Below are 24,475 nucleotides of genomic sequence, written 5' to 3'. Positions count from 1 at the left end.
CCCCGCACGGCCACAGCCCGTGCGGGGCACCTCTGTTATGTCAGTTGGTCGGAAACTCCCCACCCTTGACCCCGGCGAGGAACGACGACCACGCCTCGGCCGCGAACAACAGCGCGGGCCCGTCCGGATCCTTGGAGTCACGTACGGGCACAGCGCCGATCAGACCACTGGCCACCTCGATGCAATCGCTCTGTGCGCCGGAGTAGGAGGACTTGCACCACTCAAGTCCGGCAGCGGAAACAGACGGCAGGAACATACTCACCATTTCTAGACCTTGTCCTTTGCACGCTCGATGAGTGCGACCGATTCGGTGCGCGGCAGCGACTCCGCCAGAGCACGGCGAAACAGGTTGGTGTACTTGAACACTTCCTCCGGCTCCTCGATGTAGAGCGTGCTGAGGAGGCTGTCGACGTACACCACATCCGTCTCTGTCGCCTCGGGGAAGCTCAGGATGGCAACAGGGCCGAAGAGTGCAGCGTGAACGTCAGATTCCTCCGGCAGGACCTGGACGTTGATGTTCGGCTGTTCGGCACTCGCCATCAGGAAGTCGAGTTGCTCCCGCATGACCGACCGGCCACCAATCCGATGCTTCAGCACGGATTCCGAGAGAACGACCCACATGCGAAGTGGCGCCTCCCGCGTCAGCACTGCCCGCCGTTCCTGACGAACCTTCGTGAGCCGCTCGACCTGCTCCGCGGTCGCATCCTCTATCTGGGCACGGACCACCGCACGCGTGTAGTCCTCCGTCTGCAGCAGTCCCGGCACCAGGAACGTCTGGATGCTGTACATGTCCGACGCGTCGGATTCCAGCGCGATGTAGTCGGCATAGAGCGGCGACAGCGTGTCCGAGTAGCGGTCCCACCATCCACGCAGACGACCTTCGCGCGACAGTGCCTCCAGCCTGCTGCGGGTCGCCGACTCCACCACCCCGTACAGGTCGAGCAGCAGCCGAAGATCCACCAACCGAATCCCTGACTGCGCGGCCTCGATTCGACTGATCTTGCTCTCGGCACAGGCAAGCTGCCGAGCCGACTGGGCAATCGTCAGATCCGCTTCCGCCCGCAGCTCCTTGAGCGTTCGAGCCAGCCGTCGCTGCCGAACTGTCGGATTCCGGTTCACGGGCACCGTCGCGACCTCCCCACTTCTGTGATCTGCCAGTCTGCCCTCCCCTGCCACCCGACAACAATCTTTGACCGATTCCAAAGTGGGGACTTGCACTTTGGAATCCCCCAGGAGCATGCTACTCAACGTAGCTCACCATTCGACACAGCGTGATGATTGTGGGCTCATCACCCGGGCATCCCCATGCCTTCTTCAGTCGTCTTCACCCCTCACCCCTCAGAGGTGGCGCCGCCATGCCTGAAACCGTCTCCCCCGCCCCCACCGAACACGCCTGCTGGCTCCCCCGGCACCGAAAGTCCGCCGGCGCGGCCCGCCAGGAGCTGCACCACTTCCTCGCCCGCCACCAGGGCGTCGAATACCTGCTCTACACCGGCGAGTTGCTGCTTTCCGAGCTGGTCGCCAACGCCGTGCAGCACGCCCGTACGCCCCAGGGCCGCCTGATCCAGATCCGTTTCGGACTCTCCGAAAACCTCCTGCGCATCGAAGTCCACGACGCCGACAGCGAGAAGCCCGCGCTCCGAACCACCTCCACCTCCGACGAATCCGGCCGAGGGCTGTTCCTCGTCAAGGAGTTGGCCGCCCAGTGGGGCTGCTGCCCGCGTGCGGGCGGCATCGGCAAGTTCATCTGGTGCCACATCTCCGCCCCCGCCGAGGCCGCCGCGTGAACGCCGTGCGGGCCGAGATCACCGGCATCATGCTCCCGACCGTCTTCCCGAGCCTCGACCACGCGCTCCCCGTCCTCTGGGAGCACGTCCGAACGCGCCCGATCCGCGCGGCCCACCGCGACTTCATCCGCCTCTGCATCGGCCCCGGCGGCGGCGACGGTGTCGCCCGCTGCCTCACCCGCGGCGGCCTCTGGAGCATGACCCTCTGCATCGGCGAGCTCACCGACTGGACCGCCCACCCGATCACCATCACCACCCACCACCCCTGAACTCCCCCGCCCCGCCCGCGCGCGGGGCCTGCACCTTGCTTCGACGCCGCACCACCACGGCCGAGCCACAGCCATCCGTTCCGGCGGACCCTTGCCCCCCGCAAGGGTCCGCCACAGAAGCGGCACCGTCGTAGCTGAACTTTTGAGTGCCTGTTCGAAGTTGAGCTGGTTTCCAGTATCGGAAACGCGAACCTCTTGCCTGCGCCCGGCTCAACTCGGGAGCATCGTCGGGAGACCGAGCGAGGAGACAACGTGGAGCTGACACGGCTTGTGGGTTCCTGCGACGAGGGCGAGTGCCCGACGCTCTACCTGACGGACCGAGGCACCCTCGCCGTCCAGGGCGAGCATCTGACCGAGCACGATCTTAAGATTCCGGCGCACGAGACGCTGGTCGAAATTCCCATTGAACTCGTTCGAAAGGCCATCCGTGACAACCTCATCTAGGACCCTCGGAGACTGGTTCTCGAATTTCAATCGAGAGGCGTTCCGGCTGGAAACGCTGGACGACTACAGCCAGTCCGGCGGAGTGGACGCCTATCACGCCTTCCTCGCAGGCGAGGAGCAACCGGAGGGCTACAAGTCCGCTGGCTGGGTCACGACCGTAGCCGATGCCACCCAGGCCGGTAAGCGCATGTATCGGGTGCACGTCCTCTCTCGCCCGCTCACGGATTACCTCCGGTTCGAGCTCGCGTGGGGATACCACCGCAACATGGCGGCTGGTGAAGAGTTCTTCATCCTCGACACCACAGGCCAGGAGAACCCTGTTCCCGAGGCGCCGGACTTCTGGCTCTTTGATGACGAGACCGTTGCCGAGATGAACTATGACGGCAACGGAAAGTATCGCGGAACTGGATTCCTCACCGGCAGCCGGATCGCCCAGTTCAAGGCATACCGTGACATTGCGATGGCGAAATCCGTCCCGTTCACGGAATGGTGGGCCGAACACGGCGAGTGAACAGAACACGGCTCGGGGCAGCACTGCGGGAACTTCGGCAGGCTTCTGGCAAGGAAGCCAAGGCCGTGGCCCGTGGCGCTGTCATGTCCCCGAGCAAGTTGAGCAAGATTGAAACTGGCAAGGTACCACCCACCGTCGCAGACGTGGAACGCATCCTTACGGCCATAGGCGTGTCCGACGAGGTCAAGGCCGAGTACATGGCCGCTGCGAGAGCCGAGGCCACGGAGACGACGGCCTGGCGCCTGATCCGACGTCTGGGGCACCACCGCAAGCAGCAGCAGATCAAAGCGCTGGACGACTCGACCGAGCTTCTTCGCGTGTTCCAGCCGTCTCTTGTTCCTGGGCTGCTTCAGACCCCCGAATACGTGCGAGCCGTATTCGGGAGGAAAGACCTCAGTGAGGAGCAGCTGTCTCGGGCGGTTTCAGCGCGGCTTGTAAGACAACAGTCCCTCTACGACGCCACCAAGACGCTGCAGTTCGTCATCACCGAGCCCGTTCTTCGCTGGCGCCTCGTTCCCGCCGCGATGATGGCCGGACAGCTGGACCGCATCATCTCCGCTTCCCGCCTCGGCCATGTCGACATTCGGGTCGTTCCGCTGGCTGCACCTCAGTCCGACGTGCCGGCGCACTCCTTTGTCATCCGCGATGACCGCATGGTCACGGTCGAGACCGTGCACGCTGAGGTAACGGTCACCGACCCGCGCGACATTGAGGTGTACGTGCGGAAGTTCAACGGGTTCTCCGACGCCGCCGTGTCCGGCGACGTGATGCGGCACATGCTCGAAGACATCCGGGACGAGTTCCTGGGGGACCAGGAAGGCGCCCCGTAGCACCTCCCATCTCACCGCCAACGCTTGGCAAATGGTTCCGACGGCCCCCTTGCTCCTCGCAAGGGGGCCGCAGGAAGTCAGCCGTATGGTCCCCCTGAAAATCCACAACGCCTTTGTGGCGCTTCCTCGTTGGCCGGCAGGATTCCTGGGCGAGATCTTCAGTCCAGAACGGGAAACGCCTCCCTCCCACCGGGACAGGGCTTCATGCAGATCCCTGGCATCGTGACCAAGAAGCCGAGGGAGTAGCGATGGACAACAGGTCGGATTCAACACGGATCGCGGGTACAGAGTGCACGAGTGGGCTTCCCGTCATCGGGAGACGCCGCAGGATCTCTGCCGATAGCCGAGTCACCCGACAGGAACCGACCCCAGCAGGCCTTCGCGGCGCAGGAAGTCGGCCGGTCCGAGTTGATTCCCGGGTTGCTCCAGAGCGCCGAATACGTCTCGACCGTTTTCGCCCTGCACCCAGAGTTGTCGTCAGAGGCCAAGACAAAGACCATCGCGGCTCGACTGGAGCGCCAGGCCGTCCTGTACGACCGCCATCGAGAGTTCCATTTCGTCATCTGCGAACATGTACTGCGGTGGCGGATATGCCCTCCCGCCCGCCATGGCCACACAGCTCGATCGCCTGGTGTCACTGTCCCGACTTCCCAATGTGACCATCGGAGTTCTTCCTCTCTCCAGGCTCATGCTCCAGGCTCATGCCTGACTTCCCGATGACCTGCTTCAGCATGTATGACGATCACCTGGCCATCGTGGAGACGTTCCATTCGGAGATCACCACGCACGATCCGAGGGGCGTCGGAATCTACTTGTCAAAATTCGCCGCATTCGATGCTGCGGCACTATATGAAGATGACATGCGCGCACTGACCGAAGGAATCCGAGACGAGTTATTTCAGGAACAGGAAAGCGCGTAGGAATCTCCCCGCATCTCTCGTAATTTGGTGACTCGCCGAAACGATCCGAGAGTCACGGGAGCACTCCATGTCCGCCGCCGATCTCGCACAGCCGGCCGACACGAACTGTCCGCCGAAGCGTCGCCGTACACACGCGGAACTCATAGAGCGGATCGACAACAACCCGGTCCGGAAGGACCTGGCAACCGGGCGCCTGGTCGAGGTGGTCGGCGCCCAGGACGGCCGGGCCCTGGTCCGGCCGCTGTTCGAGCCGGACGCCAAGCCGCGTCAGGTGCCAGCCGACCTGCTCACCACCCGCATCAGCCTCTGGCGCTGACGGACCGGCTCTCCCCTCCTCATTCTTCCGCCCAAGTCCTGGGCGGGACGGGGCCGTTCCATGCCCCGAAGTGATACCGGAAGGTGCAGGCGATGACTGAGCGCAACCTGTACGAACTCGACCTCTCGCAGGTCGAGTTCAACCGTGCGTGCGGCGGCAACCAGGGCGGGGGTGACGACGGCGAGTCGTGTGTGACCCTCGGCGTCGTGCCGCAGGCCCCGGGTGTCTTCGCCCTGGGCGACAGCAAGCGTCCCGACCACCAGCCGCTGCTGTTCACCGTCGAGGAGCTGACCGAGGCCGGGATCGACCCGGCGCGGTTCGGTCTGTCCGTCTGAAGCCCCCTGACAGCCTCGGCCGCCCGCAGCCCCGTGCGGCCGGCCGGGGCACCAACGCCACCGAGGAGAAGCGCAGTTGCACTTCCACGGCTACGAATGGGCCGGCGACGGCCGACTCCTCGCCAAGGAGTCGGAGCGCCGACCGATCGAGAGCGGCGGGTTCCGGCTCTCGGAGCTACCGCCGATGATGACGGGCTGGTGGCTGCTGCGGCCGACCTCCCAGCTCCGGGGCACCTGGGAGACGCCGACCGATGCGGCCGACTGGCTCGCGCAACGGTACGGGGAGCACACACCGGGCGGTGATCCTTGGCTGCCGATCGAGGCACGGCGGCTCCGCGCGGTCGAACAACTGGCCAGGGCCGCTGACGTCGTGTGGTCCCGATGGATCTCCGACAGCCGCTGGTCCGGCCACTACGCAATCGCCTGCCCCAACCGCACCTGGCCGAATATCCCCTGCCCCACCAAGCACGCCGCCCGGCCGCCGGCCTCGGACTGACACAGCGCCCCGCCCCGCCCGGCGCCCACGCCGGGCGGGGCGGCCACATCCGCGCGTGGCCCCATGCACAGGAAGTCGGCCGGTCCGACTCCCTGCGCACATGCTCCGTCGGCCCCAGTGGCCCGGACACCGCATCGATCGCCACCGCGACCGGGCGCGGCCCCTGCCCGTAGACCGCGGTCACCCCCGGCTCGCCGTACCGGTGCCAGGACGCGCTGTCCTCCCGGCTCCTCGAAACGCCGGCGACCACCCCACCCGGAGCAGCCTCGACCGGCTCGGGGGCCATCCCGAACCGCAACGGCCCGACCCCCACCATCCGGATGAACTCCCGGGCCACACCGGCAGCACACGCGTACGCACGATCCGCCCCCCGCTACGGTCCGGCGCACAGCCGAACGAAAGGGGTACGCCGTGACGACCGGAATCCTGGACTACCGGAGCGACGCGATCGTCCAGCTCATGAACATCCCGGAGGAGGACTGGACCGGGCAGGAGCTCAAGGACGCGCTCCAGCGGGCGATCATGCTGGAGTTGTCGACCATCCCGCCGTACGCCACCGCGCTCTGGTCGATCACCGATCCGGACAACAGCCAGCCGGTCCGCCACACCATCCGTGAGATCGTCTTCGACGAGATGTCGCACTTCGGCCTGGTCTGCAACATGCTCACCAGCATCGGCGGCACCGTCGTCCTCACCGACCCCGCCACGGTGCCGAAGTACCCGGGCGAGCTGCCGGGTGGCGTGAACCCCGGGCTGGAGGTCTTCCTCAGCGGGCTGACCCGCGAGTCGGCGGGCCTCTTCTCCGACATCGAGAAGCCCGAGAACCCGCTCGCCTTCGCCGCCGACGGCAATACGATCGGCGCCTTCTACCAGCGGATCGTCAATGTCTTCCCGAACTTCGCCCACCTCCTCACCGGGCAGCGGCAGGTGAGCTTCCCGCTCGGGTCGAGCCACGGCGCCGGCAACGACATCGTCCCGATGAACACCATCGACGACGTCCTGAAGGCGCTCGACATCATCCGGACCCAGGGCGAGGGCACCGACGCCTCCCCGGACAACCCCTTCCCCGGCGCCCCCGGCGAACTCGCCCACTACTACGCCTTCAAGGAGATCGCCGTCGGCAGGAAGCTGGTCCAGAACCCCACGACGAAGAAGTTCGAGTTCACCGGCCCCGACCTCCCGCTGCCGGACGCCCACCCGGTCGCCCGCGTCCCCGCCGGCGGCTGGGCCAACGACCCCGGCAACAAGCCCGACCAGGCCACGGCCGACCTCCTGCACACCTTCGACCAGCAGTACAGCGACATGCTGCGCGCCCTCGAACAGGCCTGGGGCGTTGCCGGGTCGGACTCGCTCTTCCAGGCGATCGGGCTGATGGGCCAGTTGCGTGGCACCGCCCAGCAGATCAACGGCGTGAAGCTCCCCGCCGACCCCCGCTTCACCTACGGCCCGGAGTGGCTCTTCGTCTCCGCCTGACAGAACACCGCCGCCCCGTACGGAACTCCGGTACGGGGCGGCGGCGTTCGGCCGCTCAGTCCTTGACCGACCCGGCGGTCAGGCCCTGGGCGAGGCAGCGCCCCCGCCATCCACGATGGGCCACCGAGGGCCGTCCGGATCGCGCAGCCACACCCACTGGCGCTCCGGCGTGACAGTGATCCCGTAGTCGTACGGCGTCGGCCGGCCGTGCGCCTCCCACTGTTCCCACGCGGTCAGAAGTTCGTCGCCGATGCGCCGCAGACCGCCCTGGTGCAGCACCGCACTGCCGTCGCCACACGCGGACAGGGCCGCCCACGATGCGTTGCCGTCGTGGATCCAGGCGTTGACGCCGTCCTCGTCCCGGCCGGTGATCACCACGGCGTCCGGAACGGCGACGCGCACCGCGAACCGCAGGTCCCAGTCACCGGCGAGCGGGGCGAGGGCGCGTTCGAGGATCCGCTCGGCGTCGGGATCGCCACTGCCTCGCACCTTCACATACCCGTCGTAACCGGCTGACGCCGGAACCCGGCCGCACCGGTCAGCCATGAACCGCCCGAGACCCTGCACCCAGCCGCTCGCACCGCGCCCGTCGGCGGCCACCGTGAGCGCCACGTGCCCGAGCCGTCCCCACGGGTAGACGATCCGACCGCCCGGTCTGACGGCCTCGATCCACTCGTACGGGACGGTCTCCACCGCGTAGGTCGCGTGGATCCGGTCGAACGGACCCCCGGGCGGCACGCTGCTGGTGCCGTTGCCGACGAACACCTCGGCGTCGACCCCACCGGCGGCAAGCCGCTCGCGAGCAGGCACGACGAGGTCCTCGTCGATCTCCGTGGAGACGACCAGGCCGGGCCCGGCCCGCCACGCCGCGAGCGCGCAGCTCCAGCCCTGCCCCGTGCCGATGTCCCACACCGTGTGACCGGGCTCCAGCATCAGGCTGTCCAGCATGTCCGCCACCACGGCGGGCGCCGAGAGGCTGGAGGACGGAAGCCCGTCGGTGACCTGGGTGACCGCCGCCGCGTCCGGGCCGGCGTACAGCTCGTCCGCCCACGCCGCCGGATCGGTCTGCCGGTCGAGCGGCACATAGGCGTGGCCCTCCCAGCGCCACAACCGATCCGGCGCGAACGCGTCGCGGGGCAGCGCGGCCATGGCCTCGCGCAGCCACGGCGAGTCGGCCGGCCACGCCCCGCGCTGCTCCATCACCGCGTCCATCCGGGTAAGACGGCCGGCCAGGTCGGCACTCACTTCTTGTGCTTCCCGCCGCCCGGCGGCGGAGGCGGCACCTGCCCGTCGGCATTGCCCGGCGGCGGGGTCCCCTGGCCCGGGTCCGGCGGCGGCTTCTCGTGGTCACCCATGCGTCGCTCCCTTCGGGTACGGAACACGTCCGGCCGGCCAACTCTGCCCGGCCCCGACGCTCGACGGCAGCCGCGCAGAGGATCACCCGGAGGTGGTGCGCCCACCCGAGGGGCGCGCCGGTGCGACCGCCCGCCCGCCGGAGTCGCGATTCGGAAGGACCTGGCAACCGGGCGCCTGGTCGAGTGGCACCGCCGGGCGGGCCCCGAACGCCACTCTGGACTCTTATGACGACTCCGGTACCGGCCGAACCGGTGAGGGAGGACGCTGGTACCGGTCCCGCCCGCACGAGACTTCCGGAGGAACGGTGAGCGCAGCACCCCTGCACGGCCGCCACGACGACCAGCAGCCCATCCCGCGGACCCAGGACGCCGTCGCCGTCGCCCTCCCACCAGCACAGCGGATGGAGTTCTACCGGGAGATGGGCGAGGCCGACGACTCGACGATCGGCGGCGTCCTGCGGCGTTGGTGGCTGCGCGCCCAGCTCTACCGCGACCCGGAGGGCGACCGTATCCACGCCGCCATCCAGTCCGGCACCGCCCCCGGAACCCCGGCCTCCACAGTTCTGCGCCGTCTCGGGGCCCTGTGAGCGACCGCATCCAGAACCCGGACGAGGACGACCCGAGCACGTCGGCCGACGTCTTCTCCGCCGTCGTCGCTTTCCTCGTCGATCTGCGCGAGAACCCCTTCCCTCATCTGAGCATGCCGATTCCAGGGAGACCCGGCATGCACTCGGCGCCGCTACGCCGGGATCTCGGGCTGGTGGAGTACGCGGTGGACGAGGGCCAGGATCCGTCTCGTGTCTACGTGTCCCGGATCCTGCGCGCGGACTGATCAGCCCCGCCTTGGGAGGGCGGACCTGTCCTACAACTATGGGTCCGGCCAGTACGTGGTCGTGTGCCCCGGCCAGATGCCCGCCCCGTACGGATCTCCCGTCCGGGGCGGCGTCCGGCCGTTCAGCCCTTGACCGACCCGGCGGTCAGGCCCTGGGCGAGGTAGCGCTGGAGGAACTGGTAGACGACGATCACCGGCAGCGAGGTCACCAGCGCCCCGGCCGCGAACAGGCCGTAGTTCTGGTCCTGCTGGCCGGAGATGATCCCGTACAGGCCGACCGCGACCGTCTTGGAGTCGTTCGAGGTCAGGAAGATGTTCGCCAGGATGACGTCGTTGAGCGCGGCGGTCAGCGACAGGATCGAGATCACCACCAGCATCGGCGCGGCGAGCGGCAGGATCAGCCGGAAGAAGATCTGCGCGTGTCCGGCGCCGTCGACCTTGGCGGCCTCGTCGATCTCGCGCGGGATGGTGTCCAGGTAGCCCTTCATCAGCCAGGTGTTCACCCCCATCGCGCCGCCGAGGTAGACCAGCACCAGCCCCCACGGGGTGTCCAGGCCGATCGCCGGCACGATGTCGCCGATCTCGGCGAACAGCAGGTAGAGCGAGATCACCGCGAGGAACTGCGGGAACATCTGCACCAGGAAGACCGCCATCAGCCCGATCCGCCGGCCCCGGAAGCGGAACCGCGAGAAGCCGTACGCGGCGCACATCCCGAGGAAGACGTTCAGCACCGCGAAGCTGCCGCAGACCAGCGCCGTGTTGCCGAGCCAGCGGGCGAACGGGTACTGGTCGTTGGTGAACAGCGCGGTGAAGTTGGCGAGCGAGGCGTGCTCGGGCACCAGCGTGGACGACTGGAGCGTGCCGAGCGGGTTGAGCGCCGCCGAGAGCACGAACAGCAGCGGGAACAGCGCGAAGCAGACGGCGAGCACGGCGATCAGGTGCCGCCAGCCGAAGCGGCGCAGCCATCGGGTGGTGGTCATGCGTTCAGCTCCTCAAGGGCGCGGGTGCGGCGGAAGCCCACCAGGGTGATCAGACCGACCAGCAGGAAGATGACGATGGAGAGCGCGGCGGCGAAGCCGTACTGCGCGCCCTGCCCGCCGAAGGCCAGCCGGTAGGTGTAGCTGATCAGGATGTCGGTGGACCCGGCCGTGCCGCCCGCGCCGTCGAACGGCCCGCCGCCGGTGAGCAGTTGGATGGCGTTGAAGTTGTTGAAGTTGAAGGCGAACGAGGAGATCAGCACCGGCGCGGCGGCGACCAGCAGCAGCGGGAAGGTCACCGCCCGGAACGCCGTCCAGGGCCCGGCACCGTCGATCCGGGCGGACTCGTTGAGTTCGGCGGGCATCGCCTGCAGCACCCCCGTACAGATCAGCAGCATGTTGGGGAAGCCGAGCCAGAGGCTGGTGAGCAGGACCGCGAACCGGGCGTTCCACGGATCGCCCAGCCAGTCGATCCGGGTGTGCAGCACCTGGTTGAGCAGGCCGAAGTCCCGGTTGTACATGCTCTGCCAGATCAGGATGCCGATGAACGCGGGCATCGCGTACGGCAGCAGCAGCAGCGAGCGGTAGGCCCGCTGCCCGCGCAGCCGGGGGTGGTGCAGGGTGAGCGCCAGGCCGAGACCGAGGGCGAAGGACGCGCCGGTGGAGAGCAGGGCGAAGCCGAAGGTCCAGGCGAGCACGCCGAGGAACGGGCCGCGGATCGCGGGGCTGGTGAGCACGGCGGTGAAGTTGGCGAAGCCGACGGTGCGGTGCCAGCCGGTGGGCAGGGTCCGCCCGGAGCCGTCGGTGGCGGTGAACCAGCCGTCCCGGGGCTGGTAGACGGTGCCGTCGCGGGTGTCGGTGAGGGTGTCGGCCTGCCGGTCGTACACCAGGACGGGCCGGGCGGTGGTGGCCGTGGAGAGGCCCTGGCTGACGATGAAGCCGCCGTCCACCGGCACCCGGAGGTCCTTGAGCTCCCCGGCCCTGCCGTTGATCTGGCCGAAGGTCAGGACGGTCAGGCCGGGCGCGGCGGTCACCCGGCCGTCCGGCGCGGTCGTGGTCCCGGCCGGGGCGGGGGCGAGGCCGCGTGCGGTGCCGGCCGAGACCTGCCCGGTGGCCGGGTCGGTGAGCAGCAGCACCAGCGGGCCGCCGTCCGCGCCGGTGGCGACGGTGAGCGTGTACGCGGGGCTGTCCGGCACCGGTTCGGCGGAGTGGTCGACGAGGGTGCGGACCGCCTGGTCCTTGGTGAGCAGGTGCCCGTCGCCGTAGTCGGTGAAGGAGACGGCGACGATGTACAGCACCGGGTAGGCCACGAAGGCGAGGAACAGCGCGGTGGCCGGGAGCAGGTACTTGGCGGGCAGCCGGCGCGGCGACAGGTAGATCCAGAACGTCGCGCCGACGGCGGCGGCCAGCACGCCCAGCGCGGCCCAGTGCCCGGCGTCGTACAGCTTGGGCGCGGCGTACAGGGCGACGGCGGCGACACCGGCCAGCAGGGTGATCTTCACCAGCTGCGCGGTGGCGGCGCCGGCCCGGCGCGGGGGCCGGCCGGGCGGGCGGTCCGGGGCCCCGGCGGAGGGGTCGGCCGGGCGCCTGCTGTCCTGAAGGGTGGGGGAGGTCATGGGTGGTCCCTGGTCCGGAGGGCGCCCGGCGGTGGTGGCCCGTCCGGGTGTCGGTGTTCGGGCGGTCCCACGGGGCGGCCGGGCATGCCGACCCGTGGGACGGGCCCTACTTCGCGAGGGCCGCGCGGATGGCGTCGCCGGCCTGGCGCATGGTCTCGGCCGGGTCGGCACCGGCGACGATGCCGGCCTCGGCCTGGCCGAGCGGCCCCCAGATCGCGTTCATCGCGGGGATCGTCGGCAGCGGCTGGCCGCCGGCCCCGGCCGCCGCGAAGGAGCCGATGTCCGGGTCGGTGGCGGACACCTTCGCCAGCGCGGAGCTGAGCGCGGGCGGTTCCGGCGAGGCCTGGTAGAGCGCCAGCTGGCCCTCCTCGGAGCCGACCTCGCGGAGCAGGAACTCCTGGGCCAGCGGCTGGTTCCTGGCCTTGGCGGAGAGGTAGAAGCTCTGCACCCCAATGAACGGGCGGGCCGGGCCCTTGCCCGCCCAGCCGGGCACCGGCGAGATCGCGTACGGCAGACCGGCCTGCTTGACCTGTCCGAGCGCCCACGGCCCGGCCACCAGGAACGGGGTCTTCTTCCCGGTGAACAGCGAGATGGCGTTGGTGTCCACCGAGCGGTTGAGGAGCCCGGCGCCCTTCTCGCCGTACTGCCTGAACAGCTCGCCGGCCGCGATCGAGCCCGGCCCGCCGACGCCGAGGTCGGCGGTGTCGTAGCTGCCGTCCGCCTTGGTGCCGAACAGGTAGCCGCCGGCCGAGGTGAACAGCGGCTGGAGGGCGTACGCGTTGCCCTGCTGGCCGACCGGCAGGGCGAGCGGGACCTCGGCCGTACCGGCCTTGACCGCGGCCTGCGCGGCGCCGGCGAGGTCCTCGAAGGTGCCGGGTGCGGTGGGCGCCAGCTCGGTGTTGCGGAAGAGCACCAGGTTCTCGGTCGCGTACGGCAGCCCGTACTGCTGGCCGTTGTAGGCGACGGCGTCCAGCGCGGCCGGCTGGAACAGCGCCTTCTGCTGCCCGGTCAGCGGGACGGGCGCGACCACGCCGTTCTGCACCAGGTTGCCCAGCCAGTCGGAGGCGCCGACCACGAGGTCGGGGCCCTTGCCCGCGTTGGTGGCCGAGACGTACGCCTGCTGGGTGTTGACGGACTGCGGGACGACGGTGACCTTGACCCCGTGCTCCTTGCCGAACCGGTCGGCGAGCGGCTGCAGGGCGGCGGCCTGCTGGGTCTGCGCCCAGATCACCAGGTCGCCCTCGGCGCTCCCGATCGGCGGGGCGGTCATCGGGTCACCCGCCGCGGCCGTGGCCGGGCCGCTCGCGGACGGGGTGCCGGCGGGCGAGGTGCCACCGCAGGCCGTGGCGGTGGCCAGCAGGGCGAGGACGCCGAGCACGGCGTGTCTCCGGTAGCGCATGGTCCGAGACTCCTTCGTCCGGGAGGGGGCGGGGTTGCGGGGGGCGGGGATTGCGGGGGCGGGCGGGCGCGGACGGTCAGATGCCGTCCGCGGGCCGGTTCCAGCGGTCGACGGTGATGTCGAGGCGGGTGTCGCGGTCCACCCGCAGCGGGTGCAGCACCCGCAGGCCCTCGGCGTCCACGGCGTCCAGGCCCCAGCCGCGCGAGACCCCGCCGTCGAAGCCGGTGCCGCGCGGGACGGCGATCCGCCCGCGGAACCGGCCGGGTCCGTCGGGCCGGCAGGGCACCGGGCCGTACATCACCGGCGCGTCCTCGGGGGTGCCGGCCGGGACGGCGACGGTGACCTCCAGGACCGGCCGGGCCGGCAGCTCCGGCTCCACCCGGACCTCGGTCCTGGCGGTCAGCCCGTGGGCGCGGACGGTGAGCTCCGTCCGCCCGGCGGCGAGCGGGCGCAGCAGTCCGTGCGGCGAGACGGCCGCGACCTCGGGGCGCTCCACCCGGTAGCCGGCCTCCAGCGCGGTGTACCGCACCCCGTCGGCGCGGACGGCGACCGGGTTGACGGCGCTCCACGTCTCACCGGGCGCGAGCGGGATCGACGGCTCGGCGGTGAGCGAGACGACCGGCGAGGGGCCGCCGAACAGGTGCAGCAGCGCGTGCCGGGCGCGCGGGCGCCAGGCATTCTCGTGGTGCGGCGCGACCGGGTCCTCGTAGTAGAGGAGGTCCGTGCCGGAGGTGTAGCCGGCCTCGTCGATCAGCTGGACGGCCAGGTCCCGGGCGGGCCGGGCCATGATCAGGCCCTCCCGCCCGCCGATGTCCAGCCAGAGCCGGCGCGGCCCGCGGCGGCGGTAGCTCTCGTAGACCACCCGCTCGCCGAGGTCGGCCGGGTCGACGTGGGTGAGGAACGGCGAGAGGACGGCGGCCAGGCCGAAGACCTCCGGGCGGCGGAACGCGATGTGGTAGCTGACCAGGCCGCCCATCGAGGAGCCCATCAACGCGGTGTGCCCGGAGCCGGTCCTGGTCCGGTAGCGGGCGTCGACGAACGGCTTGACCTCGTCGGTCAGGAACGCCTCGTAGCGGTGGCCCTTGAGCGGGGTGCCGGGGGTGCGCCAGTACTCGGCCACGTGCGAGTACTCGGTGCCGCGCTCGGCGCCGGCGTTGGGCACGCCGACCGCGATCAGCTCGGGGATCAGCCCCTCCGCGTACAGCTGCTCCAGTGTCCGGTCGACCGCCCAGGTGGGCTGCTGTCCCTGGTCGAAGACCTGCTGGCCGTCGTGCAGGTAGAGCACGGGGTAGTCGGCGGCCGGGTCGTCGTCGTAGCCGGGCGGCAGGTGGACCAGCAGGTCCCGTTCGTTGCCGAGGAGTTCGGAGCGGAAGCCGGGGATGCGCTCGATCCGGCCGCGGCGCGGGGTGGTGGTCACCGGGCCACCGACCAGACGTGCACGGCCGGGCCCTCGCAGGGCAGGTCGCGGCCGGGGACGAGCTGGGGCCCGCCGAGCAGGTGGGTGGCGTGCCACTCGCCGGCCACCGGCGGGTGGTCGGCCCGGCTGATCTGCACCAGGATCCGCTCCCGCTCGTCCTCCCGCTCGAACAGCAGGACGTCGCGCTCGGCGAGCAGCCAGCGCAGCCCGCCGCCGCTGAGCGCGCTGTGGCTGCGGCGCAGCCGGATCAGCTCGCGGTAGGTGCGGTAGGTGTGCTGGTCCCAGGCGGACTCGTCCCAGGGGAACGGCTTGCGCCCTTCCTCCAGGCCCTCGCCCTCGACGCCCACCTCGTCGCCGGAGAACACCATCGGGGTGCCGGGCAGGGTGAACAGCAGTGCCGCGCCGAGCAGTTGGCGCTCCGGTCCGGCGAAGGTGCGGAACCGGGCGGTGTCGTGGGAGTCGAGCAGGGTGAGGTTGTGCGCGCGGCTGCGCCAGGGCAGCGCGGCGCCGAACGCCGTCATGGTGGCGCGCAGTTGGGCGCCGGTGTAGTCGGGGATCGGCCCGGGCACCGCCCAGAAGTCCTTCTGGTCGTGCCGTTCGGCGAGCCAGCTCCAGACCGGCCGGGTGAAGCCGGCGTAGCTCATGGTGCCCTGCCAGCCGTCGCCCTTGAGGGCGAGCGAGGCGTCGTGCTGGTGCTCGGCGAGCAGCACCGCGTCGGGGTTGGCGGCCCGGACGGTGGCGGCGGTGGTGGTGGCGACCAGCTGGTTGAGCTCGACCTCGCCGCGCCGGCCGGCCATCTGCGCCACGTCGACCCGCCAGCCGTCCAGGTGGAAGGGCGCCTTGAGATACTTGGCGATCACCGAGTCGGGGCCTTCGTAGAGCCGGCGGCGCAGTTCGGCCGAGCGGTGGTCGAAGGTCGGCAGGGTGTGGACGCCCAGGAAGGTGGCGTAGTCGTCCGGGCCGCCCTCGCCGAAGAAGTAGAACCCGGCCTCGGGGCTCTCCGGGTCGGCCTGCGCGGCGCGGAACCACTCGTGCTCGTTGCCGGAGTGGTTGAGGGTGATGTCGCCGATCACCTTGATGCCGCGCCGGTGCGCCTCGGTGATGAGCGCGACGAGCGCCTCGTCGCCGCCGAGCGCGGGGTCGACCCGGTCGAAGGAGACGGCGTCGTAGCGGTGGTTGGAGCGGCCCTCGAAGAACGGGGTGAGGTAGATGACGGTGGCGCCGAGGCGCTGGATGTGGTCGATCTTCCGGGCGACGCCCCACAGGTCGCCGCCGTACATCTGCTGGAGGGCGGCGGCGTCGCCGGTGTGCAGCGGGGTGTCCCAGTCGGCCGGGCGGGCCCAGGCGGCGAGCGGGGCGTCGCCGGCGCGGGCGTAGCGGTCGGGGAAGATCTGGTAGACCACCGCGTCGGCGGTCCAGGCGGGCGGGGCGGGGTGGGTGGTGAGGCGGAAGTCGCTCGCGTCGGGCAGGTCGTGGTCGTGCAGGCCCGCGGCGGTGAGCCAGCGCCCGCCGGCCGGGGTGTGCAGCCAGAACCGGTAGTTCATCTCCGGGTTGACCATCGTCAGGGTGGCCCGCCACCACGTCCCGTCGGCGTCGGTGCGGTCGACCGCGGCCGCCTCGAAGTGCGGCTCGCCGTCCGGGACGGAGCGCAGGAAGACCCGTTCGACCTGGTCGCCGGCGGGCACCCGGACCAGCAGGTCGACCTTCTGCCCGAGCTGCGGGGCGAGGTCTCCGACATACCGCGCGGAGCCGTCGTGGTGCGGCTGGTGGCGGGCGGCGAGGCGGTGACTGCTGGCCGTGTCCATGGAGCTCCTCGGGACGGGTGGACAGGTTAACGGATGCCGGCATTCCGTTTACCGGGGCCGACGAGGGAACCGTAACGGCGATGAAACTGTTGCGCAATACGTTGCTAAGATTGTTTCAACGACCTCGCGGGCCTGCCTGCCGGGGATTTGTAAGATGCAGGCTCGACCAGTCGGGAGGACCAATTGAGCGGCCCGTCACTGCGGGACATCGCCGCCCGGGCGGGCGTCAGCGCCGCCTCGGTGAGCAGGGTGATCAACGACCGGCCGGGCGTCTCGGACGACACCAAGGTCAAGGTCGCCGAGGCCATGCGCGAACTCGGCTGGCAGCCCGACCAGGGCTACGACCCGCACCAGGGCGCGCTGGTCGGCATCGTCGTGCCCGAACTCGACAACCCGGTCTTCCCGCTGCTCGCCTCCGCGATCGAGGTGCAGCTCGCCAAGCACGGCCTGACCGCCGTGGTCGGCACCTCCACCCGCCAGGGCACCGCCGAGCTGGGCTACATCGACGTCCTGCTCCGCAAGGGCGTCTCCGGCCTGGTCCTGGTCTCCGGCCGGCACGCCAACCCGCACGCCGACCACGGCTTCTACCGGCTGCTGCACGAGCGCGGCATCCCGATGGTGCTGGTCAGCGGCAAGGTCGAGGGGCTGGCCGTCCCCACGGTCGCCACCGACGAGGCGCTCGCCGCCCGGGCCGCCGTCGCCCACCTGCGGGAACTCGGCCACCGGCGGATCGGGCTGGCGGGCGGCCAGGGCTATCTGCGCCCCTCCATCAACCGGCTGGACGGCTACCGGCGCGCGATGCGCGAACTGCTCGGCGAGGACGCCCCCGCCGACTGGTACGCCGAGTCGTCCTACTCCATCGCCGGCGGCGCCGCCGCCGCCCGCCAGCTGCTCGACGCGGGCGTCACCGCGGTCGTCGCGGGCAGCGACCTGATGGCCCTCGGCGTCGTCCAGGCCGCCCGCGAGGCCGGCCGCACGGTACCCGGCGACCTCTCCGTGGTCGGCTACGACGACTGCTACCTCGCCGCCCACAGCAATCCGCCGCTGACCACGGTGCGCCAGCCGATCGAGGAGATGGGCGCCGCCGTCGCCGAAGCCCTCTGGCGCCAGCTGGAGGGGCACGGCGGCCGCGCCCGGGACTACCTGTTCACGCCGGTCCTGGTCGCCCGCGAGTCCACCGGCCGGCTGCGCGACTGACGGTGCGCCGAAGGGCCGGGACACCCGTCCCGGCCCTTCGGCGCACGCGGTACCGGACCGTCAGCCGTTCGCCACCGTGGCGTACCGGGGCGTGCCCTCGGCCATCTGCCGCAGCGCGTCCTTGCGGTCCCGCTTCGACAGCTTGTCGATGTAGAGGAAGCCGTACAGGTGGTCGGTCTCGTGCTGCAGGCAGCGGGCGAAGAAACCGGTGCCCTCGACCCGGATCGGGTTGCCGTCCTTGTCCTGGCCGGTCACCACCGCGTAGTCCGGACGGGGCAGCTCGGCGTACGCGGTGGGCACCGAGAGGCAGCCCTCGTTGCCGTCGGCCAGCACCCGCTTGCGACCGGCCGGCAGCTCCTCCAGCACCGGGTTGATGACATGGCCGACGTGGCGCACGCCCTCGTCGTCCGGGCAGTCGTAGACGAAGACCTTGAGGTCCACGCCGATCTGGTTCGCGGCCAGGCCCACACCCTCGGCCGCGTACATCGACTGGAACATGTCGTCGATCAGCGCGGACACCTCGCCGTCGAAGGCGGTGACGTCCTTCACCTCACGGTGCAGGACGGGGTTGCCGTAGACGGTGATCGGGCGCGCGGTGCCCTTCGAGAGGTCCGGCTCCTCGCCGACCACCTTCACCGGCTGGGCCTCGCCCTGCGCGGGCTCGTGGTCGTGGTCGTGCTGGTGGTCGTGCTGGTGGTCGTGCTGCTCCGCCATCGCTGCTTTTCCGCTTCCGCTTCCGTGGACTGCCTGGGTCTACCGGTCAAGGGTAAGCGGCCCGATCAACAGACTTCTTCGAGATCCCGATATGCGCGGGTGGCCGGCGCGGCCGCCACCCAGCGGTCCAGCAGGGTGCGCACCAGTCCGGCCGGGGCCGCGATCCCGCACTCGCGTTCGACCAGCCACGACATCCCGCCGGCGCCCTGGCTGAGGTGGCTCAGATGGCCGGGGTGCGCGGCGTCGCCGTCGTCGTGCGGGTCGTGGTGCGCGGTGTGCCCGTCGTCCGAGGCCATCCGGCTCTCCGAACAGGCCCGGCAGAGCAGCCGTACCGAGGACGTCCAGTCCTCCGCCGCGTAGCCCGCCTCGGCCACCATCCGCTCCAGCGCGTCCCGGTCCACCGCCGCGGCGGCCTGCAGCAGCACCACGTACGTCGGCACCGGGGACGGCGCCCACAGCTCGATCTCGTCGAACACCGGGTACGCGACCCCGTCGGTGACCCGCTCGCCGTGCGGGGCGCCGTCGTGCAGCACCACCTCGCCCCAGCGGCGGCCGGAGGACGGCAGCGGGATGGACAGCACCTCGATCCGGGCCGGGTCCAGCCGGCGGCCCCAGACCACCTCGGACTCGCCGTCCGGCGAGAGCCGCACCGGCGTGGTGCCGAGGTCCAGGCTGACCGGCCCGTCCGGCTGGGTGCCCGGCCCCCCGGGCAGCCGCAGGCCGTACGCCTGCCAGGCCCGGCGGGCCAGCGGCCAGTCCTGCAGGGCGGTGGCCGTGATGCCCAGGTTCCACCAGTCGGGGGCGCCCTGCTCGCGGTCGAGCAGCGCGACGGCCCGCAGACCGGCCGCCCTGGCCTGCTCCCAGTCCCGGCGGAACTTGTGCAGCAGCGCCAGGTTGAACCAGGAGTCGGAGAGCCACGGCTCCAGGTCGGCGGCCATCACCAGCAGGGCGCCGGCGTCCTCGAAACGGCCGTCGCCGATCAGCGTGAAAGCCCGATCGGTCGTCTGCCGCCAGGTGGCGGACGGCCGGTGCCGTGCCCGGTGGAAGATCCTCACGTTCGTCCCTGCCGTCGTCGTCCGCTCAAGTCCCGTACCGGCGCTCCCGTGTCCGCTCCCGCGGCGCGGGCCCGGTGCCCCGGGTCGGTGTTCCACGCTACGACCGCATCCAACCACGCCCGCCACCGCCCGCGCTCCCCACCGCCGGGGTTGCATCCGCTTCCTGCCCCGCCCCTACCCAGCCTGCCCGCCCCACCGCCCCGCCTCAACCCCGGCGGCCCCCGGCAGCCCCCGAAGTGCGCCCGCGGCACCCCGGTACGCCCGGCGCTCCCGCCGGTCAGCGCCGGCCCCGGCCGCCCAGCCGCGCCAGCGCATCCACCACCCGCGCGTCGTAGACCCGGCCCCGGCCAAGCCGCAGCGCCTCCAGCGCCTCCAGCCGCCCCACCGCCTCCCCCGCCCCCCGGCCGCGGGCGGCCGTCAGCAGGTCGTCATGGGCGTTGGCCACCCGGATGATGCGAGCCGCCAGCGGCACCGGGCGCCCGGTGCCGTCCGGACCGTGGCAGGGATCGGCCAGCCGGGCGACCTGCTCGGCGACCTTGTGGGGCACCCCGGTCCGGCTGATCACCTCACTGCCCAGCCGGGCGATCCGCTGCTGCTCCGCGTCCGGCAGCAGCGCCGTCGCGCCGTCCGGCACCGGCTCGACCAGCGACAGCTGCCCGATGTCGTGCATCAGAGCCGCGTACTCCAGCAGGGCGAGCTCGCGGGTGGAGAGACCCAGCTCGCGTCCGAGCGCGCACGCCGTGTCCGCGACCCGGCGCGCGTGGCCGGGCGGGGTGTAGCCGGCCACCTCGGTGGCCTTGGCCAGGCTGGCGATGGCCTGCCCGGTGGTGGCCCGGATTCCGGCGGCCCGCCGGAACGAGACCTGCGCCAGCAGCAGCGGCGCGCAGAACAGCGGCAGCGCCCAGAGCCCCACCTCACCGGCCGCGAGGCTGACCAGCATGCCGGTGGCCACGATCGCCGAGCCGATCCCGAACAGCGACCGCAGCTCGTCCTCCAGCACCGCCGGGAACCGCAGCCCGCTCCTGGCCCGGCGCAGCAGCGCCGCGAGGGTGGCGTCGCAGAGCGCGGCCAGGGCGGCGACGGCGGTCAGGAACGCCCCGTACGCCGGCCCCTCCGCCGAGAACCGGTCCACCAGGCCGCTGGTGTAGAGCGGCTGGAAGACGGCGGCCGCGAAGCCGACCCCGAGCAGCCGCCGGGCGGCACCGTCCCGCCGGGCCGGATCGGCCCAGGGCGGGCGCCGGCGCGGTCCGGCGCCGCGGGGCAGCAGGACGGGCGCCGGCAGGGCGAGCAGCACGGCGACCAGCAGGCCCGCCCCGGTCACCGCGACCACCTGGAGCCCGCCGTGCGCGGTCGGCAGGCCGCGCAACGGCCCGAGCAGGGCGTACGCGAGGGCGCCGGCCGCCCCGATCGGGGCCTGTTCCCGGTCGCCCGGAAGGGTGATCCGGACGCACTCGCCGACCGCGATCAGCGCGACGAAGGCCAGGGCCACGCCGGGGTCGGCCACCCCGCGCACCGCGACCGCGCCGAGCGCCACGGCCAGCAGCGCGGCCGCCCCGGCGTGCACCGCGACCACCTCGCGCGGGAAGGTGCCCGTCCCACCCGCGCACCGGTCGCCGGCACCGTCCCCGGCCGCGCCACCCTCCATCGCGCCACCTCCCGCCGCACCGCCTCCGCCGGCCCCGCGTCCGGCCGGCGCGCTCACGGCTGCCCGGCCGTCGGCACGGTGCCGCCCTGGGCGGGCAGCCCACCCGGGGCGGGCAGGACCGGCGCGGGCCGGACCGGTTCGGGGACGCCCAGCGGGATGTCCGGCACCGCGCGGATGCAGTCCCCGGGCGGCGGCAGCACCGGCTGCCAGTCGTGCACGGCGAGCGCGTCGATCAGCGCCCGGACCATCACCGGGTCGAACTGGCTGCCCGCGCAGCGCTCCAGCTCGGCGACGGCCTCGGTGACCGGCCGCCCGCGCCGGTAGGACCGGGTGGAGGTCATCGAGTCGAAGGCGTCCGCGACCGAGATGATCCGCGCGAACTCGGGGATCCGCTCGCCCGCCAGCCCGCTCGGATAGCCCCGGCCGTCCATCCGCTCGTGGTGGTGCAGGATCCCGTCGTGCGCCTCGCCCAGGAAGGCGATACCGCGCACCAGCTCGTACCCGTGCACCGGGTGGATCTCCACGGCCCGCCGCTCTGCCTCGCTGAGGGGACCGTTTCTTCGCAGCAGCTCGGTGGCGACGCCGAGCTTGCCGACGTCGTGCAGGATGCCCGCGAACCGCAGGGTGCGCAGCCGGTCGGCCTCCATCCCGAGCTGACGGGCGATCAGCACCGAGGCCCGGCCGACCCGTTCGCTGTGCCCCCGGGTGTAGGAGTCCTTGATCTCGACGGCCTGCACCAGGGCCTGGACGGTGGCCTGGTGGGCGGCCCGCTCACGGTGGCCCTGGGCGAACACCCAGGCCGAGATGGAGAGCGGGAGCAGCGCCAGCAGCGCCGCGAAGGCACCGTACGGGCCCTGCCAGAGCACCGCGACCATCAGCCCGCCGGCCGCGTGCACCAGCACCGGCAGCCCCGCCGCGGCGGCCGAGCGGCGCAGCAGCACGATCGGCCGGCGGCCCTCGGCCAGCACCAGCATGCCGCCCACCAGCACCCCGTTGACCAGGCAGAACGCGGTGACGGCGGCGAGCCCGGGCAGCAGCGCGGCCGGGAAGCGGGAGCCGAGCAGCAGTTGCGGCCCGGCCAGCAGATGAAAGGCCACCGAGGCGGCGAACGCGGAGAGGGCGAGCTGCGCGCCGTTCCACACCTGCCGCGGCCGGCCGTGCGCCTCGGTGGGGCCGAACAGCCCGGCCGGCACCGCGACCAGGGCGGCGGCGGACGGCGGCAGCATCAGCGCCCCGGCGAACAGCACCGGGAAGAACGCGTTCGCGCACGGCCGGGCCGGCGCCCGGTCGGGCACCGGCGGCCGGCGCAGCAGGGTGCGGACCAGCCGCAGGCAGGGGGTGGGCAGCCCCTGGGCCAGCGACTCCCAGCACCCGTGCAGGCAGGCGAGCAGGCCGACCTTGGGCCAGTCCACCGACGCGCCGAGCCAGCGCGGCAGCCCGAGCGGGCCCGACGCGGGCAGCAGCGGCAGCAGGCAGCAGACGGCCGCCACCGGGACGGCCAGGAGGTAGCGCGTCGCGCCTGTCGGCAGGACCGCGTCTCCATTGTCGATAGCGATCTGGACCTCCCCGCCGTCCCGGCACGCTCCGCACTCAGCGCGCCGGACGGACCGGCGGTGAGCGTCCGTCAGGAGGATAGGCCGCCACCCCCGCACGGGGACGCGCGATCGCGGAACGGCGCAGCTGGCGCACCGTCAACTCACTCGAACGAGTGAGGGTGCACGCCCCACAGACAGCGCGGCCCCTGGAGCTGCACGCTCCCGGGGCCGCCCGGTCGTTCATCCTGTCGAACTCGCGCGCCCTGACCGGCGCGTGACGCCCCCGCGGCCCGCCGGACCGGCGGGCGGCGCTCACTCCGCCGGGGCACCCGCCTCGACCGGAGCGCCCGGCCGGACCGCCGCCTCCGCGGTGACCTCCCGGGCCTCCCGGGCCTCCCTGACCTGACGGCCCTGCTGAGCCGCCTCGGCGTGGCCCTCGACCGTGGCATCGACGGCGACCACCACCGCCTCGCCCGAGCGCTGCCCGGCCCGGATCGAGTCGATCCTGGCCAGGACCTTCCCGCGCAGGTCGGCCGGGGTGTCGTCACACCCGCAGCAGCGCTTGATCAACGCCTTGATGGCCTGCTCCAGACCGTACTTCTCCAGGCATGGCGAGCACTCTTCGAAGTGCACCCGCAACTTGTCGTAGTCGCCCTCGGCCATCTCGTTGTCGAGGAATTCATAGAGGTGGTCGAGGACCTCGCCACACTCGGTGTCGTGCGGATCGCCGCAGCTCATGAGCCCGAGCCCTTCGCTTCCTGCCCTGCCCCGCTACCGGCCGGGACCAGCCCGCGCTCACGGGCGTAATCCTCCAGCATGCCGCGCAGCTGACGGCGGCCGCGGTGCAGCCGGGACATCACCGTACCGATAGGAGTACCCATGATGTCCGCGATCTCCTTGTACGCAAAGCCCTCTACATCCGCGAGATACACGGCGATACGGAATTCCTCCGGGATGGCCTGGAGGGCGTCCTTCACATCGCTGTCCGGGAGGTGGTCGAGCGCCTGGGTCTCGGCGGACCGCAGACCGGTCGACATGTGCGACTCGGCCCGGGCCAGCTGCCAGTCCTCGATCTCCTCGGCCGCGGTGCGCTGGGGCTCCCGCTGCTTCTTGCGGTACGAGTTGATGAACGTGTTGGTGAGGATGCGGTACAGCCAGGCCTTGAGGTTCGTCCCCTCACGGAACTGGTGGAAGGACGCGTACGCCTTCGCGAACGCCTCCTGGAGCAGGTCCTCCGCATCGGCCGGGTTGCGGGTCATCCGCAGCGCGGCCGAGTACATCGGATCCAGGTAGCCCAGGGCGTCGCGCTCGAAGCGCTCCCGCCGGGCCGCCTCGCTCTCCTCCGCCGACACCCTGAAGGTGTCCTCACCGATCGCCTCGGCCAGCTCCTCACCGGTGAGCGCCTCGCCCGTGGGCAGGCCCTCCTCCGGGCCCCGGCCCGGTTCGGCCTCGTGCTCGGTCCCGACGACCGGACCCACCTCCTCGGCATGGCGGGCACGACCCACGGCGGGCCGCCCCGAAATGGAGGATATCGGCCCGACGGGCTT

Annotated in this window: 28 protein-coding genes and 1 pseudogene; 15 read left to right on the top strand and 14 right to left on the bottom strand. The window is 71.6% G+C overall.

Translation table 11 applies throughout. The features are described from left to right. Nucleotides 1-40 precede the first annotated feature (40 nt). Nucleotides 41-256, bottom strand: coding sequence for a DUF397 domain-containing protein (locus AB0P06_RS03195; RefSeq protein WP_363604897.1), 216 nt, complete (start codon nt 254-256; stop codon nt 41-43). An 11-nt stretch (nt 257-267) separates the two neighbouring features. Next, a complete protein-coding gene (locus tag AB0P06_RS03190; RefSeq protein WP_363604679.1) occupies nt 268-1,125 on the bottom strand; it encodes a helix-turn-helix transcriptional regulator in 858 nt (285 codons plus the stop codon). A gap of 230 nt (nt 1,126-1,355) precedes the next feature. On the opposite strand from AB0P06_RS03190, the gene AB0P06_RS03185 reads away from it, so the two are divergent. The 12 genes and pseudogenes from AB0P06_RS03185 (at nt 1,356) to AB0P06_RS03130 (ending at nt 7,381) form a co-directional block, all read left to right on the top strand. Further along, on the top strand, nt 1,356-1,787 hold the full coding sequence (locus tag AB0P06_RS03185; RefSeq protein WP_363604678.1) for an ATP-binding protein: 432 nt from the start codon (nt 1,356-1,358) through the stop codon (nt 1,785-1,787). Then, nucleotides 1,784-2,056, top strand: a complete 273-nt coding sequence (locus AB0P06_RS03180; protein WP_363604677.1) for a hypothetical protein — start codon at nt 1,784-1,786, stop codon at nt 2,054-2,056. The genes AB0P06_RS03185 and AB0P06_RS03180 overlap by 4 nt, the downstream gene beginning before the upstream one ends. Nucleotides 2,057-2,308: 252 nt before the next feature. Continuing rightward, nucleotides 2,309-2,500 carry a hypothetical protein gene (locus AB0P06_RS03175; RefSeq protein ID WP_363604675.1) on the top strand — a complete coding sequence of 64 codons (192 nt, stop codon included), beginning with the start codon at nt 2,309-2,311 and terminating at the stop codon, nt 2,498-2,500. Then, nucleotides 2,484-3,011 carry a DUF6879 family protein gene (locus tag AB0P06_RS03170; protein ID WP_363604674.1) on the top strand — a complete coding sequence of 176 codons (528 nt, stop codon included), beginning with the start codon at nt 2,484-2,486 and terminating at the stop codon, nt 3,009-3,011. The genes AB0P06_RS03175 and AB0P06_RS03170 overlap by 17 nt, the downstream gene beginning before the upstream one ends. Further along, the gene (locus AB0P06_RS03165) at nt 3,008-3,841 is read left to right on the top strand and encodes a helix-turn-helix transcriptional regulator (protein WP_363604673.1); all 834 of its coding nucleotides are present in this window, start codon (nt 3,008-3,010) and stop codon (nt 3,839-3,841) included. The genes AB0P06_RS03170 and AB0P06_RS03165 overlap by 4 nt, the downstream gene beginning before the upstream one ends. A gap of 297 nt (nt 3,842-4,138) precedes the next feature. Further along, a pseudogene (locus AB0P06_RS03160) lies at nt 4,139-4,432 on the top strand (Scr1 family TA system antitoxin-like transcriptional regulator); the annotation flags it as partial. Then, nucleotides 4,413-4,550: a Scr1 family TA system antitoxin-like transcriptional regulator gene (locus AB0P06_RS03155; RefSeq protein ID WP_363604672.1), complete on the top strand. Its 138-nt coding sequence runs from the start codon at nt 4,413-4,415 to the stop codon at nt 4,548-4,550. The pseudogene AB0P06_RS03160 and the gene AB0P06_RS03155, both read left to right, overlap by 20 nt. After that, nucleotides 4,543-4,761: a hypothetical protein gene (locus tag AB0P06_RS03150; protein WP_363604671.1), complete on the top strand. Its 219-nt coding sequence runs from the start codon at nt 4,543-4,545 to the stop codon at nt 4,759-4,761. Before AB0P06_RS03155 ends, AB0P06_RS03150 begins: the two co-directional genes overlap by 8 nt. A gap of 67 nt (nt 4,762-4,828) precedes the next feature. After that, nucleotides 4,829-5,077 carry a hypothetical protein gene (locus AB0P06_RS03145; RefSeq protein WP_363604670.1) on the top strand — a complete coding sequence of 83 codons (249 nt, stop codon included), beginning with the start codon at nt 4,829-4,831 and terminating at the stop codon, nt 5,075-5,077. Between the two features lie 92 nt (nt 5,078-5,169). Continuing rightward, nucleotides 5,170-5,412 carry a DUF397 domain-containing protein gene (locus tag AB0P06_RS03140; RefSeq protein ID WP_363604668.1) on the top strand — a complete coding sequence of 81 codons (243 nt, stop codon included), beginning with the start codon at nt 5,170-5,172 and terminating at the stop codon, nt 5,410-5,412. A gap of 76 nt (nt 5,413-5,488) precedes the next feature. Then, on the top strand, nt 5,489-5,908 hold the full coding sequence (locus AB0P06_RS03135; protein ID WP_363604667.1) for a hypothetical protein: 420 nt from the start codon (nt 5,489-5,491) through the stop codon (nt 5,906-5,908). 411 nt (nt 5,909-6,319) lie between these two features. Further along, entirely contained in the window at nt 6,320-7,381 is a 1,062-nt protein-coding gene (locus AB0P06_RS03130) for a ferritin-like protein (RefSeq protein WP_363604665.1), read from the top strand. Between the two features lie 78 nt (nt 7,382-7,459). On the opposite strand, the gene AB0P06_RS03125 is transcribed toward AB0P06_RS03130, so the two are convergent. Beyond that, nucleotides 7,460-8,626 carry a methyltransferase domain-containing protein gene (locus AB0P06_RS03125; protein WP_363604663.1) on the bottom strand — a complete coding sequence of 389 codons (1,167 nt, stop codon included), beginning with the start codon at nt 8,624-8,626 and terminating at the stop codon, nt 7,460-7,462. Nucleotides 8,627-9,041: 415 nt separating this feature from the next. Between AB0P06_RS03125 and AB0P06_RS03120 the strand changes: the two genes are divergently transcribed. Both AB0P06_RS03120 and AB0P06_RS03115 read left to right on the top strand, forming a co-directional pair. Then, nucleotides 9,042-9,323, top strand: a complete 282-nt coding sequence (locus tag AB0P06_RS03120) for a hypothetical protein (RefSeq protein WP_363604661.1) — start codon at nt 9,042-9,044, stop codon at nt 9,321-9,323. Next, nucleotides 9,320-9,568, top strand: a complete 249-nt coding sequence (locus tag AB0P06_RS03115; protein ID WP_363604659.1) for a hypothetical protein — start codon at nt 9,320-9,322, stop codon at nt 9,566-9,568. Before AB0P06_RS03120 ends, AB0P06_RS03115 begins: the two co-directional genes overlap by 4 nt. A gap of 122 nt (nt 9,569-9,690) precedes the next feature. Here the strand turns inward: AB0P06_RS03115 and AB0P06_RS03110 are convergent, their stop codons facing one another. From AB0P06_RS03110 to AB0P06_RS03090, 5 genes are all read right to left on the bottom strand, one after another. Further along, a complete protein-coding gene (locus AB0P06_RS03110; protein ID WP_363604658.1) occupies nt 9,691-10,548 on the bottom strand; it encodes a sugar ABC transporter permease in 858 nt (285 codons plus the stop codon). After that, nucleotides 10,545-12,161, bottom strand: a complete 1,617-nt coding sequence (locus tag AB0P06_RS03105) for an ABC transporter permease subunit (RefSeq protein ID WP_363604657.1) — start codon at nt 12,159-12,161, stop codon at nt 10,545-10,547. The genes AB0P06_RS03110 and AB0P06_RS03105 overlap by 4 nt, the downstream gene beginning before the upstream one ends. A gap of 106 nt (nt 12,162-12,267) precedes the next feature. Then, a complete protein-coding gene (locus tag AB0P06_RS03100; protein WP_363604655.1) occupies nt 12,268-13,560 on the bottom strand; it encodes an extracellular solute-binding protein in 1,293 nt (430 codons plus the stop codon). 76 nt (nt 13,561-13,636) lie between these two features. Continuing rightward, nucleotides 13,637-14,977 carry an alpha/beta hydrolase-fold protein gene (locus tag AB0P06_RS03095; RefSeq protein WP_363604654.1) on the bottom strand — a complete coding sequence of 447 codons (1,341 nt, stop codon included), beginning with the start codon at nt 14,975-14,977 and terminating at the stop codon, nt 13,637-13,639. After that, nucleotides 14,974-16,782, bottom strand: coding sequence for a glycoside hydrolase family 13 protein (locus AB0P06_RS03090; protein ID WP_363604653.1), 1,809 nt, complete (start codon nt 16,780-16,782; stop codon nt 14,974-14,976). The genes AB0P06_RS03095 and AB0P06_RS03090 overlap by 4 nt, the downstream gene beginning before the upstream one ends. Before the next feature lie 183 nt (nt 16,783-16,965). Between AB0P06_RS03090 and AB0P06_RS03085 the strand changes: the two genes are divergently transcribed. Beyond that, complete coding sequence (locus AB0P06_RS03085; protein WP_363604651.1) at nt 16,966-17,979, top strand: LacI family DNA-binding transcriptional regulator; 1,014 nt, start codon at nt 16,966-16,968, stop codon at nt 17,977-17,979. A gap of 60 nt (nt 17,980-18,039) precedes the next feature. Here AB0P06_RS03085 and def read toward each other — a convergent pair whose 3' ends face one another. The 6 genes from def to AB0P06_RS03055 all read right to left on the bottom strand — a co-directional run bounded on the left by def (nt 18,040) and on the right by AB0P06_RS03055 (nt 24,406). Beyond that, on the bottom strand, nt 18,040-18,693 hold the full coding sequence (gene def, locus AB0P06_RS03080; RefSeq protein WP_363604649.1) for a peptide deformylase: 654 nt from the start codon (nt 18,691-18,693) through the stop codon (nt 18,040-18,042). Between the two features lie 65 nt (nt 18,694-18,758). Beyond that, the gene (locus AB0P06_RS03075; protein WP_363604647.1) at nt 18,759-19,748 is read right to left on the bottom strand and encodes a hypothetical protein; all 990 of its coding nucleotides are present in this window, start codon (nt 19,746-19,748) and stop codon (nt 18,759-18,761) included. Between the two features lie 277 nt (nt 19,749-20,025). Then, nucleotides 20,026-21,393 carry an HD domain-containing phosphohydrolase gene (locus AB0P06_RS03070; RefSeq protein WP_363604646.1) on the bottom strand — a complete coding sequence of 456 codons (1,368 nt, stop codon included), beginning with the start codon at nt 21,391-21,393 and terminating at the stop codon, nt 20,026-20,028. 53 nt (nt 21,394-21,446) lie between these two features. After that, nucleotides 21,447-22,883 (bottom strand): HD-GYP domain-containing protein, encoded by a 1,437-nt coding sequence (locus tag AB0P06_RS03065; protein ID WP_363604645.1) that lies wholly within the window; start codon nt 22,881-22,883, stop codon nt 21,447-21,449. Between the two features lie 357 nt (nt 22,884-23,240). Then, the gene (gene rsrA, locus AB0P06_RS03060) at nt 23,241-23,666 is read right to left on the bottom strand and encodes a mycothiol system anti-sigma-R factor (protein WP_363604644.1); all 426 of its coding nucleotides are present in this window, start codon (nt 23,664-23,666) and stop codon (nt 23,241-23,243) included. Continuing rightward, the gene (locus AB0P06_RS03055; protein ID WP_363604642.1) at nt 23,663-24,406 is read right to left on the bottom strand and encodes a sigma-70 family RNA polymerase sigma factor; all 744 of its coding nucleotides are present in this window, start codon (nt 24,404-24,406) and stop codon (nt 23,663-23,665) included. Before AB0P06_RS03055 ends, rsrA begins: the two co-directional genes overlap by 4 nt. Nucleotides 24,407-24,475: the final 69 nt, after the last annotated feature.

Source organism: Kitasatospora sp. NPDC088351, from assembly GCF_040685575.1.
Taxonomy (GTDB): domain Bacteria; phylum Actinomycetota; class Actinomycetes; order Streptomycetales; family Streptomycetaceae; genus Kitasatospora.
This window is presented reverse-complemented; position numbering and strand designations above follow the sequence as displayed.

Excerpts from the sequence above, each read along its gene's own strand:
- def (WP_363604649.1), bottom strand. The coding sequence starts at position 18,693 with ATGGCGGAGCAGCACGACCACCAGCACGACCACCAGCACGACCACGAC.
- AB0P06_RS03195 (WP_363604897.1), bottom strand. The coding sequence starts at position 256 with ATGTTCCTGCCGTCTGTTTCCGCTGCCGGACTTGAGTGGTGCAAGTCC.
- AB0P06_RS03110 (WP_363604658.1), bottom strand. The coding sequence starts at position 10,548 with ATGACCACCACCCGATGGCTGCGCCGCTTCGGCTGGCGGCACCTGATC.
- rsrA (WP_363604644.1), bottom strand. The coding sequence starts at position 23,666 with ATGAGCTGCGGCGATCCGCACGACACCGAGTGTGGCGAGGTCCTCGAC.
- AB0P06_RS03155 (WP_363604672.1), top strand. The coding sequence starts at position 4,413 with ATGTACTGCGGTGGCGGATATGCCCTCCCGCCCGCCATGGCCACACAG.
- AB0P06_RS03140 (WP_363604668.1), top strand. The coding sequence starts at position 5,170 with ATGACTGAGCGCAACCTGTACGAACTCGACCTCTCGCAGGTCGAGTTC.
- AB0P06_RS03150 (WP_363604671.1), top strand. The coding sequence starts at position 4,543 with ATGCCTGACTTCCCGATGACCTGCTTCAGCATGTATGACGATCACCTG.
- AB0P06_RS03070 (WP_363604646.1), bottom strand. The coding sequence starts at position 21,393 with ATGGAGGGTGGCGCGGCCGGGGACGGTGCCGGCGACCGGTGCGCGGGT.
- AB0P06_RS03105 (WP_363604657.1), bottom strand. The coding sequence starts at position 12,161 with ATGACCTCCCCCACCCTTCAGGACAGCAGGCGCCCGGCCGACCCCTCC.
- AB0P06_RS03090 (WP_363604653.1), bottom strand. The coding sequence starts at position 16,782 with ATGGACACGGCCAGCAGTCACCGCCTCGCCGCCCGCCACCAGCCGCAC.
- AB0P06_RS03100 (WP_363604655.1), bottom strand. The coding sequence starts at position 13,560 with ATGCGCTACCGGAGACACGCCGTGCTCGGCGTCCTCGCCCTGCTGGCC.
- AB0P06_RS03185 (WP_363604678.1), top strand. The coding sequence starts at position 1,356 with ATGCCTGAAACCGTCTCCCCCGCCCCCACCGAACACGCCTGCTGGCTC.
- AB0P06_RS03145 (WP_363604670.1), top strand. The coding sequence starts at position 4,829 with ATGTCCGCCGCCGATCTCGCACAGCCGGCCGACACGAACTGTCCGCCG.